Genomic DNA, 12742 nt, shown 5'->3' with positions numbered 1-12742 from the left:
TTAACCCTTTCCTAACCATAAACCGGGCAAAAATTGCCCAGTAAAAAAGTTGAGTGTCGTCAGCCGCGTAAAACGGGGGAGTACCCGTGGACGCCAGTGCGGTGCCTCACTTTCGAAACGGTGGTCCTTCGGCCGCCGCGCAGACGTTTGGCGCCCGTGACCGGCATTCGCGGGGGGAAGCAGCAACGATGGTCGATGTCACGGCAGGGCAGATCGCAAGGGCGCCCGGAAGCGGCATTCCGAGTTTCAGCGAAATCGGCACCATCCTGAAGCGCGGCGATCTCGCGCTGGCGTTCGGTATCCTCACCATTCTGGTCGTGCTGATCCTGCCGCTGCCCTCGATCGTGCTCGACCTCTTTCTCGCGATCTCGATCACGCTGTCGATCCTGATCCTGATGACATCGCTGTTCATCCAGGCGCCGCTGGAATTCTCCTCGTTCCCGACCATTCTGCTGATTTCGACCATGCTGCGGCTGTCGCTCAACCTGGCCTCGACCCGGCTGATCCTGTCACGCGGACATGAGGGCAGCGACGCCGCCGGCCACGTCATCGAAGCCTTCGGCAATTTCGTGATGGGCGGCAATTTCGTGATCGGAATTATCGTCTTCGCGATTCTGGTGATCGTGAATTTCGTCGTCATTACCAAAGGTTCGGGACGTATCGCGGAAGTCGCGGCCCGCTTTCACCTCGATTCCATGCCGGGCAAGCAGATGGCGATCGACGCCGATCTGTCCGCCGGGCTGATCGACGAGAAAGTCGCCAAGGAGCGCCGCAAGGCACTGGAAGACGAAAGCGGCTTCTTCGGTGCGATGGACGGTGCGTCGAAATTCGTGCGCGGCGACGCGGTCGCCGGCCTTCTGGTCGTTTTCATCAACATCATCGGCGGCATCATCATCGGCGTCTTCCAGCAAGGCCTCGGTTTCGGCGAAGCCGCACGCAGCTACACGCTGCTGACCGTCGGCGACGGCCTGGTGACGCAGGTGCCCGCGCTGATCGTCTCCACCGCGGCGGGCTTGCTGGTCTCGAAGGCGGGCGTCAGCGGCGCCGCCGACAAGGCGCTGATGAAGCAGCTTTCCGGCTATCCGCAGGCGCTCGGCATGTCGGCCGGTGTGATGCTGGTGCTGGCGATCCTGCCGGGTATTCCGATGATTCCCTTCCTGCTGCTGGGCGGCGGCGCGGCGGCGCTGGCGATCACGGCGGGCAAACGCAAACGCGCGGCCTCGACAGCCGCGGCGGTCGCCGCCGCCGCTCCCGCAGCCGCCGCCGCGGCGAACGCCGCGGCCGAAGAGCCGATCGCAACCGCGCTAAAGATCGACGATCTCAAGATCGAACTCGGCTATGCGCTGCTGCCGCTGGTCAACGGCCCCGACGGAACCGACCGCCTGACCGAGCAGATCAAGGCGCTGCGCCGTTCGCTCGCGATCGAGATGGGCTTTGTGATGCCGGCGGTGCGCATCCTCGACAACGTGCAGCTCGAGGCCAACACCTACGTCATCAAGATCAAGGAAGTCGATGCCGGCACCGGCCGGATCTGGCCGAACCAGTTCATGGTCATGGACCCCGCAGGAAACCAGGTCGGAGTGCCCGGCATACATACCACCGAGCCGACCTTCGGGCTGCCGGCAACCTGGGTCGATGCCAGCCTGAAGGAGGAGGCTTCGCTGAAGGGCTATACCGTGGTCGACGCCGCCACCGTGCTCTCGACCCACCTCACCGAGCTTCTCAAGAACAATATGTCGGACCTGTTGTCCTATGGCGAGGTGCAGAAACTCCTGAAGGACCTGCCGAAGGAGCAGGGCGAACTGGTCAAGGACATCGTGCCGAGCCTGGTCACGATCTCGGGCATTCAGCGCGTGCTGCAGCTGTTGCTCGCCGAGCGCATCTCGATCCGCGATCTCTCGACCATTCTCGAAGGCATCGCCGACGCGCTGGCGTTTTCGCGCAACCCGGCCACCATGGTCGAGCATGTTCGCGCCCGGCTGGCGCGGCAGATTTGCGCCCAGAATACCTCCCATAACGGCTACCTGCCGCTGATCGCGCTGTCGGCAAAATGGGAGCAGGCCTTTGCCGAGTCGCTGATCGGCACGGGCGAGGAGCGCAGTCTTGCGATGCAGCCTTCAAGACTGTCGGAGTTCATGACCGTGGTACGCGAGCGCTTCGAACAGGCGGCCCGCGAAGGCGAGGCGCCGGTATTGGTGACCTCGGCGGCGATCCGTCCCTTCGTGCGTTCGCTGGTGGAGCGCTTCAGGTCGCAAACGACGGTGTTGTCGCAGGCCGAAATCCATCCCCGCGCGCGGCTGAAGACGGTCGGAAGCATCTAGCTAGCAGCGAGGGCTGGCCGAAGCACCGAAGCCGCATCTTTTTTGCCACAGGCAAACGATTTTCTGCCAAGCCGGGTTGGGGGCCGTTTGGCGCCACAGCTCGCACCAAACTCTTAATCTCTAATAACATTTTGAAATAATTTAGTTATCGTCAGCTGGAGGGTTCCGGCCGAGAACGCTGATCGCGGGCGTTCAAGTCTTTTCACTGCTTTGTGATCGCCTCTTAGGAACTTAAAGCCGAATTCCTACTTTGCTTGCCATGAGCTGTTGAACCTGCCAGCGGGCGACAGAGACAAATCCGTAGGGTGCAGGGGAGACGCCGGGAGGCTTCCATGAACCATTCGATCTACAGCGCGGATCGCTCGACTCACCTCAAGATCGTGGTCGTAGCCCTCGTGGCAGGTATCGTGGTGGTCGGCCTCAGCGTCTCGGCTCGGAACAATTCGGACGACGGCTATACCCAGACTGCGCGCGTCATCAAGGCCGGCAAACCGGTGGCGGTCACCAGTTCGGATACGTCGCTCGTCCGTTGAGGAGTTTAAGGAATTCACGTGGCTCTTTAACCAGCCCCCCAAAGTCGCCTCGTGGATATAAGAAGACCCAACTACCCCCAAGTTGACTACCGAAAACGCCCGCTCCCCACGGGCGTTTTCATTTTGTGGGCTGGTCTGGTCTTACTCTCGGTTGCGAAGCGGGTGCGTTCTCTCCCCCACTTTCGCCATCGCCCCCTCCAAAGGGAGAGAGCGGACGGTGCGCAAGACGCCTGTCCTTTTCTTCCGACTGATCAGGCTCTACCGCGGCGGCGTCGGCGCGGCCGGCGGAACGGTCTCGATCAGCTTGCCGGTATAGACCGGCGCCGAGTGCGGGTTGCCGTCCGGTGAGCCGCCGGCCTGCTCGAGCGTCACCGCATAGGTTGCCGTCTTGATGGTGTCGGTATCGTACGACGCCAGTACCGGACGCGCGGTGAAATCGCCGTCGCCGATGACGCCCAGCGAACGCGGCCGCGGCAACTTGTCGGAGATCAGCCAGAGTTCGAAACTCTTGCCGGGATCGGCTGCCGCGCCGACCTTGCGGACGGTGAAGTCCTTGGTCGCCGCGTCGACGGTGAGAATGAAGGCGGGAGATCCGCCCTCCTTCTGCAACACCGCGACATACTGGGCGGACGGCGGCGTCGGCGCCGCGGGGGCTTTGACCTCAACCACCTGGGTCCGCGGTTTGGGGCGAATGGCTTCGGGAAGCAGATCCGGCTGATAGACCCCGACCGCGATCATGGCGACCAGTGCGGCGGCGATCGCCGTCGTCAACGTCGCAATATTGCGCCAGCGCCTCGCCAGGGCGGACAACCGAATGAGGTTGGACGTATCCACGACGGCGGGCGTCTCGACTTCGGGCACAGCCGGCGGCGGTCGCGGCGCGTCGGGAAGCATCAGCGGCCCTTGCGGCTCGGAGTGTCCCACGGCGGTTCTGATCCTGTCCCAGACTTCCGCGCGCGGTTCGACCGATCCAACCATCTGATTCAGGATCCCGAGCTTGTGCTCCCAGGCCTGAACCATCGCGGTGAAATCCTTGTCGACGGCCATCATAGCCTCGACCTGCGCCCGCTCCTCGGTATCGAGCGTGCCGAGGGCATATTCCGCGGCGAGCGCGATATGGTCTTCGCTGTAGGCCATTATTCAAAGTCCAAGATCTGCTAAAGTCCGAGGTCTTCTAGAGTCCAAGACACTCCCGGATGTCCATCATGCTGCGACGCAGCCAGGTCTTCACGGTATTCACCGGCGTCTCGAACTTTGCCGCCAGCTGCTCGCGGCTCCAACCGTTGTAATAGGCCAGCAGCACCAGCTTTTGCCGATCCGGCTCCAGACGGCCAATGCACTCCAGCAACCGCTTCAACTCTTCGCTCATCTCCCGGCGCGCCAGCGGATCCGGACTTTCGGCAGCCACCTCCATCGCCGCCGGCTCCTCCTCGATCGAGAGCTCGCTCTTCTTGCGCACGACGTCGATCGCACGGTTTCGGGCAATCGACGCCATCCACGTGATCGGCGACGCCAGGCCGGGATTGAACTGTCCTGCACTGTTCCAGATCTTGACGTATGCCTCCTGAATGACCTCCTCCGCGAGATCCTGCCGGCGCAAGATACGCACCACCAGGCCGAAGAGTTTCGCCCGTGTGGCTGCATACAGGCGCTCGAAAGCGGCCTCATCCCCCTTCGCCACGGCGGCGATCAGCCAGACCAGCTCAGCTGGCGTCAGCATTCATTGCCCCCAAAGTCGCGATTCAACATCGCTTTTCTACACATCTAAGCGGCATTTCCTGACTCGTCGTATCATAGCTTGCGCCGAACCAGTCCACCAAGTCGGCGGTCGCCGACCTGTGGACATCACAAGAAAACCCGGACCTCGCGGCCCGGGTTTTGATGTGCTTTGGCAGGTGACGGAGTGCTGCGCCTCAGGCGACGGCCCCGATGCGTGCGCGCATCAGGCCGATACTGTCGAGATCGGCCTGTTCGCGGGCGTTTTCTTCGGCGCGTTCGCGGGCCTGATCGCGCTCGTCCAGCAGCTCGACTTTCTTGAGCTCTTCGAACGCCTCGGTCAGCAGGCTCTTGGCGTCTTCGAGCTGAATCCGCAGTTCGTCGGCGGAACGGGTCAGGTTTTCCCGCCGCTGGATCGCAGCCTTGGCATAGGTCGGATAGGCGAAGTGCGTGGGATCATTGATCCCGGCGCGCTCCTGCTCGGTGTGGATCTCGCGCTCCAGGTCGACCGACATACGCTGAAAATCGGCGATCATGCCTTCAATCTGGGTGACCCTTCGGCGCTTTTCGTCGACCTGAAACTTCTTCAGGCGGATCAGGGTTTCACGTGACTTCATCGACTCATACTCCCCAGAAGTCCCAATCTGAACGCGGGACAGGACCGGCATCCCCCGAGGGCCCCGCCGGCATCGCTATTTGTGTCGCGCGGATGATGGCCTGACAAAGTTAGCGTTCCGTTTCCAAACTTCCGAGGATTTGCTCAAGTTGGCGGTAACCCTCGCTCAGGCCGGTCACCTCGTCCTTGGCCTGGCGCAGGAACCCTTCGAGCGGGCCATGCAGCCGGATCGACTCGTCGACCTCGGCGCTCGAGCCGGCGCGATAGGCCCCAAGTCGGATCAGTTCTTCCATGTCGGCATAGGTCGCCATCACCTGACGCCCCCTCATGATGGTCGGCAGATAGACCGGATCGGCCGATTTCGGCATGGTGCGGGACACCGACTTCAGAATATTGATCGCGGGAAAGCGTCCGCGCTCGGCGATCGCCCGCTCCATCACGATATGGCCGTCCAGAATACCGCGGACCGCGTCCGCGATCGGCTCGTTATGGTCGTCGCCGTCCACCAGCACCGTGAAGATGCCGGTAATGGTGCCGACGCCGGTGCCCGGACCGGCGCGCTCCAAAAGCTTCGGCAATTCGGTGAACACGGTCGGCGTGTAGCCCTTGGCGGTCGGCGGCTCGCCCGCCGACAGGCCGATTTCGCGTTGCGCCATCGCAAAACGCGTCACCGAATCCATCAGGCACAGCACATCCTTGCCTTCATCGCGAAAGTATTCTGCTATCGCCAGCGTCAGGTAGGCCGCCTGCCGCCGCATCAAGGCGGGCTCGTCGGAGGTCGCCACCACCACCACCGAGCGCGCCAGACCGTCGTCGCCCAAGTCATCCTGCAGGAATTCCTGCACCTCGCGGCCGCGTTCGCCGACCAGGCCGATCACCGTGATATCGGCGTCGACATTGCGCGCCAGCATCGACAGCAGCACCGACTTGCCGACGCCGGAACCGGCGAAGATGCCGAGCCGCTGGCCGCGGCAGCAGGTCAAAAACGTATTGAGCGCCCGCACGCCGAGATCGAGCGGCGCGCCGACCCGTTTGCGCGAATGCGCCGGCGGCGGCGAGTTGCGATAGGGCATCGGCGAGGCGCCTTGCGGCAACGGCCCCTTGCCGTCGATCGGCTCGCCCATCGCATTGACGACGCGGCCGAGCCATGCCGGCGAAGGCCTTACCTGGCTGGCGGCATTGGCGATGACAGCGCGGCAACCGCGCCTGACGCCCTCGAGGCCGGCGAACGGCATCACCACGGCGTTGCTGCCGGTGAAGCCGATGACCTCGGATGGAATGAAGCGGTTGCCGCCGGTGTCGATCACGATGCGGGCGCCGACCGACATGGCGTGAATCGGCCCGGCGATCTCGACCATCAGGCCGCGCACGCCGACCACGCGGCCATAAATGTTGACGCCGTCGATGTCGCTGATCTGCTCGGCGAGTGCTTTCATTGCGAAAACCTTAAGTTTCAGCGCTTTTCAGCCCCGGCTTTAACTTCGTGTTTACCCGCATCGTTAATCATTACGTCACTGTCTTTGGTAACTGAGGACGCTCGACCGTCAGAAGGAAGGGCGAGTCGCAGGAGTCGGTTGGGCCCGTCTCTTAATGTGGAACCTGAACGAGAACGGATACAAAAATCTGCTTCGCTGCAATATCTTAGGGCGATTCGACAAAAATTGCACCGATAGAGCTTGCGAACTCGAATCAGATTTTGTTAACCATATGTCGTCAGGATCCGAATCAGTTGTTCAAAGGCGTTTTGAGTGCCGCAAGTGCGGCCGACCTGACGCCCGGAGCGGCGACTATAGGGGACTGGCATGCGCGTTTTGCTGATTGAAGATGACAGCGCCGTCGCGCAGTCGATCGAGTTGATGCTTAAATCCGAGAGTTTTAACGTCTACACGACGGATCTCGGGGAAGAAGGCGTCGATCTCGGCAAACTTTACGACTACGACATTATCCTGCTCGACCTCAACCTGCCTGACATGTCCGGTTACGACGTGCTCAAGCAGCTTCGGGTCTCCAAGATCAAAACCCCGATTCTGATCCTCTCCGGCCTTGCCGGCATCGAGGACAAGGTCAAGGGTCTCGGCGTCGGTGCCGACGACTACATGACCAAGCCCTTCCACAAGGACGAACTGGTGGCGCGGATCCATGCGATCGTGCGCCGTTCCAAGGGCCACGCCCAGTCGGTGATCCAGACCGGCGATCTCGTGGTCAATCTCGACACCAAGACGGTCGAGGTCGGCGGCCAGCGCGTGCACCTGACCGGCAAGGAATACCAGATGCTGGAGCTGCTCTCGCTCCGCAAGGGCACCACCCTGACCAAGGAGATGTTCCTCAATCATCTCTATGGCGGCATGGACGAGCCGGAACTCAAGATCATCGACGTCTTCATCTGCAAGCTGCGCAAGAAGCTCGCCAACGCCTCCGAAGGCCGCAACTTCATCGAGACCGTCTGGGGCCGTGGCTACGTGCTGCGCGAGCCGCACGAGGTCGAAGAGCGCATTCCCGCCTGATCGAAAAGTTTCGGCGAGCTTTGCAGCTCGCAACCTCCCGAGTGGACCCCGCCGCGAACGGCGGGGTTTTTGTTTTGGGCTTGCCTCATCGCGTCGCGCATGCCTGAATGACGACAGGGAAATCCGTTAGGGGCCGCACCATGAAACGCTCGCGCCGTGTCGTCTTGACCATGATGGGGACCGCGGCCGCCGGCGCGGTATCGATGGGATTCGTCCCGCGAGGCGGGTACTGCGGTCCTGGATTCGTGTTGCAGCCGGTGCGCGGCCCGGACGGGCGGCTGATCGAGACTTGCCGCGTAACCTATGGCGGCTTCGGTGGCGGACCGCATCGATTCCACGGCCACGCGCACGGCGGCGGCTAGCGGCCGTCGATGCAGCGCCTCGCCTGCCCCGAGCGCGACGACTGGCGCATCACCGCTGACGAGACCGGGTTCGATTTTCATACCATCGACGGCGAGCGTTATTGGGACGAACGCGCCTGCTACGCCTTCACCCTGGATGAAATCGAGCGCCAGATCGAGGCGCCCACGGCCGAGATCGACGCGATGTGCCTCGAACTCGTCGCCTCCGCGATCGACGACGAGAATACGTTGCGCCGGCTGAAAATACCGGAAGCGTTCTGGCCGCTGATTTCCGAAAGCTGGTATCGCGACGAAGCCAGCCTCTACGGCCGGCTCGACCTCAGCTTCGACGGACGCGGCCCGGCGAAACTGCTGGAATACAACGCGGACACTCCGACCTCGATTTTCGAGGCGGCGGTGTTTCAGTGGACCTGGCTGGAGCAGGCGATCGAGCGGCGCATCATCCCGTCCCACGCCGACCAGTTCAATTCGATCCATGAACGTCTGATCGAGGCGTGGACCAAGCTCGGCGGCGACCGCCACCTTCATCTGGCGGGAACGATCGAAAACCCCGAGGATGCCGGCACGCTGGCCTATCTCGAGGACACCGCGCGGCAGGCCGGGCTGGCGACCACCTTGATTGATGTCGAGGATATCGGATGGCGCGATGATGGCCGTTTCGTCGATCCCGAGCGTTCGATCGAACTGATGTTCAAACTATACCCATGGGAATGGATGTTTCACGATGCGTTCGGCGAGCGGCTCATAAAAGCGCCGACGCGCTGGATCGAGCCGCCATGGAAAGCCATCCTGTCCAACAAGGGCATTCTTCCGTTGCTGTGGGAGATGTTTCCAAATCACCCCAATTTGCTGCCGGCCTATTTCGAGGATGATCCGAACGCGGCGCGGCTCGGCACCTCGTTCGTGCGCAAGCCGCTCTATTCGCGCGAAGGCGCCAACGTCGCGCTGGTCAGCGAGGGCGTAACGGTTGTGGAGCAAGAGGGACCGTACGGCGCGGAAGGATTTATTCGCCAGGCCCTGGCGCCGCTGCCGAATTTTTCCAGCCAGTATCCGGTGCTCGGCAGCTGGCTGGTCGACCACACGCCGTGCGGGCTGTCGATCCGCGAGGACGAGAATCCGATCACCGGCAATACGTCGCGATTTTTGCCGCACGCCATCCTGTAGAGATTTGGTGACAACTTATATTACGAACCCGACCTAATAAGATCGCGACATTGATGGTGCAGCTTGGGATCCCGTCCGTGGCGTTACAAGAGCCAGCACTGCCTTGAGGACGGCTTGTCGTTGTGAGTGCACGTCCAGTCTGGTGAGGATGCGTTGAAGATGGTTGCGCACCGTCGTCGGCTGCATGCCAAGCGCCGTGGCGATCTCGTGGTAGTCCTTGCCAATGACCGCTTCCCACAACACTTCCGATTCCCGTTGGGTCAGATCCGGGAAGCAGGTTCTGAGCATGGTTGCGGCATCGCCAGCCGCAAAGGTCGACGAATCCTCACCCGCATCGAGGCGGCTTGCGATCCAGCGTACGAGCTGTTCGGCAAGCTTGTAGCGACCCACGTCGGTGGCGAGGACCAAGATGGCGCAAATGGCTCCGTGCGGTGCGCGGAGCACAATCGGGCTCAACCGCACCCAGATCGCACCGTTCTGTTTCGTACAGATGCGAGCCTCCGACGGGGGTACGCTATAACCATAACGCGCGCCGACGACCATCGGGCAATTCACGCTGCACAGGCATCGACCTGAGGCGTCGCGTGCCGGCAGCACATCGTAGCAATACCGGCCCAGGACATCGGGAGGGGAGAAGCCGAACAGCTGCTGAGCGCGAGAGCCCCAGGCCAGGAATTGGCAGTCTAATGACATGACAAAGGCGGCATCGGCGGTGTCGACGATTGGCGTCACGAGCGGTCGTATGCCTTTCGGAAGGTCCGGCAACAGCATCAGCGTCATGGGCCGCTCCCGCTCCGATACGTGTCCCGGATATACCCGGACAATCGCTTCGTTCTCGCGCATGAGGGACCAGTAAGGACCTCGTCGATGATCCTGGCGATCACTCGCGTCCAACTGCTTGATCTTGCGGCGCCGGGCTACAGCTACCGATCGCCGGCCGCTGCCGTCAGGGGCGCTGACGGCAGCGGCCGAGCGCTGGGCCTCGGCCTTCGCTCGGCCCGCGGATCGTCCACCCGCTCCGGACTGCGCACTAAGCCGCCACTCTGTGCGGCTCCGGAGGCGTCCCCGTTTCGACCAGGTTCGGGGACGTGTCCAATCCTTCCATCTCCTTCGAGAAGACCATCGCCTTGTTGTCGACCAAGGCGCGCGGGTCGAATGAATCGTGGGCCATCACGCCATGAATCTTGCGACGCTGCATGCCGATGTTGCCGGCGTCGTAGATCGGGAAGCACAGGGCCTCACGCATATATTTCTCGAGCGGATGGCTCCGATCGTAGCTGTTGACGCCCATGATGCGCATGCACGTGTATACGACCTCGACGCAGGTCTCCCCGCCGAAAATCTTCGACCAGGCGCCTGGGACATGGCCCTCGCTGTCATAGAGATCGAGGTATTGGGCCGATTTCCAGGAGAGATAGCGCGCAGCCTCGATCTTCATAGCCACATCCGACAGCAGATAACCCACATGCTGGTGTTGCATGATCGGCTGAGCACCACCTGCCGTGTGACCCTTGGCCCATTCGAGGGTGTATTCATAGGCGGCTCTGGCGACACCGACTGCGGCGATCGCCGCGACCGGGCCCGACCACGTGAAGGCCTTGCTGATGACGAGGTCGCCGTTGCCCTTCGTGCCGGAGATGATGTTCTCTTCGGGAACACGCACATTGTCGAACACGAGCGAATTGTTCTGACAGAGGCGATGGCCCATCGTGTCGATGACCTTCTCGACGCGGAAGCCCGGCGCGCCTCTCGGCACCATGATTGCGCTCAGACCCTCCTTGCCGCCCTTCGTCTTGTCCGTCCTGACGATGCATACGTTGACGTCGGCGCCCTGTTTGTCCCACCCGCCGGCATTGCACGGCCAGTATTTGCGTCCGTTCAGCACGTACTCGCCGTTCGTCAGCTCGGCGGTGAGACCGATGCCTACGGGTGACGGCTGTGGTGCATCGAAATTTGCGGTGCCGCCGGGACGGCCCCCTGCCTCGCTTACCACCCAGCCGGCAAGGTACTCTCCCTTCGCATCCGTGCAGGCCGGCCGAAGCCACTTCTCCTTTTCGGCATCGGTGCCGAACCAGGCGACGTTCATAAGGCCCAAACCATTGACCAGGAGCGTCGTCGCGAAGCCCGGGTCAACGGCGCAAATCTCCTCGGCGACCAGCTGGAGGTCGAGGTTGCTGACGCTGCCGCCACCGTACTCCTTGGGAAGGAATCCCATGGCGAACCCAAGCTTATAAGACTCGACATAAGCCGGCTTGGTCTTGGCGAAGGCCTCATGCGGGTCGCGCGTTGCATCTGCATCGGGAACCAGCGGTGCGAGCACGTTCTGCGCGAAGTCACGCGCGGTCTCCCGCAGATTCTGCTGTTCTGTCGTCAGCCTGAAATCGATGGCCATTGCTGCGCCTCCTTCAATGAGGGTCCGAGGGCAGCGCTAAAGTAGTTCCACGACTGGCGGTGCGCGCCCTAGCCGATGGCTCTCGCGCTCCCCCTCAAACAATTTACTACGAACCACGACAGTCGTGCTAGATGCAGATGCATCAGGCGCCAGCCTTTTGACGGCCGCTGCGAAACTTTGTGGGCCTATACCTTGATGAAATCGACAAAGGCCCGCAGCGGCGCCGGCACAAGCCGCCGTCCAGGGTAATAGAGATACGGCCCCGCGAAACGCTGCCACCAGGGTTCGAGGACCGGTTCGAGAGCGCCGCTTTCAAAGTGCGGGCGCAGCCAGTCCTCGAACAAGGGCACGATGCCGGTGCCTGCGATCGCGGCGTCGACAAGGAGATCGGTGGCGCCGCCGATGCGCACCGTCAGCGGCCCCGTCACGTCGACCTTGACGACTTCACCGTCGCGCTCGAACTCCCAGGTCATCGTCGCCCCGCTCGCAAACCGGCCTTGCAGACAGGTATGGCCGAGCAGATCGCGCGGGTGCTCCGGTCTTCCTCGTCGATCGAGATAGGCCGGGGCCGCGCCCAGGGAAAAACGCTGCTGATGCGGACCGATCGGCACCGCAATCATGTCCTGCTCCAACCGCTCACCATACCGGATGCCGGCGTCGCAACCGGCCGCGAGCACGTCGACGAAACTCTCCTCGGCGATTACCTCCAGGCGAATGTCCGGGTAGGCAGCGAGAAACGCCGGAACGATCGCCGGCAGCACCAGCCGCGCGGCGCTGACCGGGACATTCAGCTTTAGCGTACCTGCCGGCCGGTCACACAGGCCATGGGCCACGTCGATGGCGGCTTCGATCTCGGCCAGCGCCGGGGTGAGCCGCTCCAGCAGGCGCTCGCCCGCCTCGGTTGGAACGACACTGCGCGTTGTTCGGTTGAGGAGCCTGACGCCGAGCTGCGCCTCCAGCCTGCGAACCGCCTCGCTCAGGCCCGATGCGCTGAGGCCGTTCGCGCGCGCGCCATCGCGAAAGCCGCCGGCGCGGGCCACCGAGACGAATGCATTGAGGTCAGCCAGATTCGCTTTCATTGTTCGGATTTCCGCACGACCTGTGCAAATTGTGCCTATTTTCGTGCATGCTGGC

12 protein-coding genes are annotated in these 12742 nt (G+C 62.5%); 5 read left to right on the top strand and 7 right to left on the bottom strand.

Annotated elements, in window-relative coordinates:
- Window positions 1-86 precede the first annotated feature (86 nt).
- Both flhA and B5527_RS04935 read left to right on the top strand, forming a co-directional pair.
- The gene (gene flhA / locus B5527_RS04940; RefSeq protein WP_154072013.1) at window positions 87-2321 is read left to right on the top strand and encodes a flagellar biosynthesis protein FlhA; all 2235 of its coding nucleotides are present in this window, start codon (window positions 87-89) and stop codon (window positions 2319-2321) included.
- A gap of 332 nt (window positions 2322-2653) precedes the next feature.
- Entirely contained in the window at window positions 2654-2854 is a 201-nt protein-coding gene (locus B5527_RS04935) for a hypothetical protein (protein WP_079600275.1), read from the top strand.
- Window positions 2855-3112: 258 nt separating this feature from the next.
- On the opposite strand, the gene B5527_RS04930 is transcribed toward B5527_RS04935, so the two are convergent.
- The 4 genes from B5527_RS04930 to fliI all read right to left on the bottom strand — a co-directional run bounded on the left by B5527_RS04930 (window position 3113) and on the right by fliI (window position 6622).
- On the bottom strand, window positions 3113-3991 hold the full coding sequence (locus B5527_RS04930) for an anti-sigma factor (protein ID WP_079600274.1): 879 nt from the start codon (window positions 3989-3991) through the stop codon (window positions 3113-3115).
- 37 nt (window positions 3992-4028) lie between these two features.
- Window positions 4029-4574 carry a sigma-70 family RNA polymerase sigma factor gene (locus B5527_RS04925; protein WP_079600273.1) on the bottom strand — a complete coding sequence of 182 codons (546 nt, stop codon included), beginning with the start codon at window positions 4572-4574 and terminating at the stop codon, window positions 4029-4031.
- Window positions 4575-4767: 193 nt separating this feature from the next.
- Window positions 4768-5187 carry a flagellar export protein FliJ gene (gene fliJ / locus B5527_RS04920; RefSeq protein WP_079600272.1) on the bottom strand — a complete coding sequence of 140 codons (420 nt, stop codon included), beginning with the start codon at window positions 5185-5187 and terminating at the stop codon, window positions 4768-4770.
- 109 nt (window positions 5188-5296) lie between these two features.
- Window positions 5297-6622 (bottom strand): flagellar protein export ATPase FliI, encoded by a 1326-nt coding sequence (fliI, locus tag B5527_RS04915; RefSeq protein ID WP_079600271.1) that lies wholly within the window; start codon window positions 6620-6622, stop codon window positions 5297-5299.
- Between the two features lie 366 nt (window positions 6623-6988).
- Here fliI and ctrA point away from each other — a divergent pair, with 366 nt between their 5' ends.
- The 3 genes from ctrA to B5527_RS04900 all read left to right on the top strand — a co-directional run bounded on the left by ctrA (window position 6989) and on the right by B5527_RS04900 (window position 9216).
- On the top strand, window positions 6989-7690 hold the full coding sequence (gene ctrA, locus B5527_RS04910; protein ID WP_007600544.1) for a response regulator transcription factor CtrA: 702 nt from the start codon (window positions 6989-6991) through the stop codon (window positions 7688-7690).
- Between the two features lie 140 nt (window positions 7691-7830).
- Window positions 7831-8052, top strand: coding sequence for a hypothetical protein (locus B5527_RS04905; RefSeq protein ID WP_079600270.1), 222 nt, complete (start codon window positions 7831-7833; stop codon window positions 8050-8052).
- 9 nt (window positions 8053-8061) lie between these two features.
- Complete coding sequence (locus B5527_RS04900) at window positions 8062-9216, top strand: glutathionylspermidine synthase family protein (RefSeq protein WP_079600269.1); 1155 nt, start codon at window positions 8062-8064, stop codon at window positions 9214-9216.
- A 33-nt stretch (window positions 9217-9249) separates the two neighbouring features.
- Here the strand turns inward: B5527_RS04900 and B5527_RS04895 are convergent, their stop codons facing one another.
- From B5527_RS04895 to B5527_RS04885, 3 genes are all read right to left on the bottom strand, one after another.
- Entirely contained in the window at window positions 9250-9996 is a 747-nt protein-coding gene (locus B5527_RS04895; protein WP_172842483.1) for a helix-turn-helix transcriptional regulator, read from the bottom strand.
- 250 nt (window positions 9997-10246) lie between these two features.
- Window positions 10247-11608, bottom strand: coding sequence for an acyl-CoA dehydrogenase family protein (locus B5527_RS04890; protein ID WP_079600267.1), 1362 nt, complete (start codon window positions 11606-11608; stop codon window positions 10247-10249).
- A 185-nt stretch (window positions 11609-11793) separates the two neighbouring features.
- On the bottom strand, window positions 11794-12687 hold the full coding sequence (locus B5527_RS04885) for a LysR family transcriptional regulator (protein WP_079600266.1): 894 nt from the start codon (window positions 12685-12687) through the stop codon (window positions 11794-11796).
- Between the last annotated feature and the right edge of the window lie 55 nt (window positions 12688-12742).

The sequence above is a fragment of the Bradyrhizobium erythrophlei genome (assembly GCF_900129425.1).
Classification (GTDB): Bacteria; Pseudomonadota; Alphaproteobacteria; order Rhizobiales; family Xanthobacteraceae; genus Bradyrhizobium; species Bradyrhizobium erythrophlei_C.
This window is presented reverse-complemented; position numbering and strand designations above follow the sequence as displayed.

Bases quoted from the DNA above. Each gene is read 5' to 3' on its own strand.
- B5527_RS04935 (WP_079600275.1), top strand. From the start codon at position 2,654: ATGAACCATTCGATCTACAGCGCGGATCGCTCGACTCACCTCAAGATC.
- B5527_RS04930 (WP_079600274.1), bottom strand. From the start codon at position 3,991: ATGGCCTACAGCGAAGACCATATCGCGCTCGCCGCGGAATATGCCCTC.
- B5527_RS04925 (WP_079600273.1), bottom strand. From the start codon at position 4,574: ATGCTGACGCCAGCTGAGCTGGTCTGGCTGATCGCCGCCGTGGCGAAG.
- fliJ (WP_079600272.1), bottom strand. From the start codon at position 5,187: ATGAAGTCACGTGAAACCCTGATCCGCCTGAAGAAGTTTCAGGTCGAC.
- fliI (WP_079600271.1), bottom strand. From the start codon at position 6,622: ATGAAAGCACTCGCCGAGCAGATCAGCGACATCGACGGCGTCAACATT.
- ctrA (WP_007600544.1), top strand. From the start codon at position 6,989: ATGCGCGTTTTGCTGATTGAAGATGACAGCGCCGTCGCGCAGTCGATC.
- B5527_RS04905 (WP_079600270.1), top strand. From the start codon at position 7,831: ATGAAACGCTCGCGCCGTGTCGTCTTGACCATGATGGGGACCGCGGCC.
- B5527_RS04900 (WP_079600269.1), top strand. From the start codon at position 8,062: ATGCAGCGCCTCGCCTGCCCCGAGCGCGACGACTGGCGCATCACCGCT.
- B5527_RS04895 (WP_172842483.1), bottom strand. From the start codon at position 9,996: ATGACGCTGATGCTGTTGCCGGACCTTCCGAAAGGCATACGACCGCTC.
- B5527_RS04890 (WP_079600267.1), bottom strand. From the start codon at position 11,608: ATGGCCATCGATTTCAGGCTGACGACAGAACAGCAGAATCTGCGGGAG.
- B5527_RS04885 (WP_079600266.1), bottom strand. From the start codon at position 12,687: ATGAAAGCGAATCTGGCTGACCTCAATGCATTCGTCTCGGTGGCCCGC.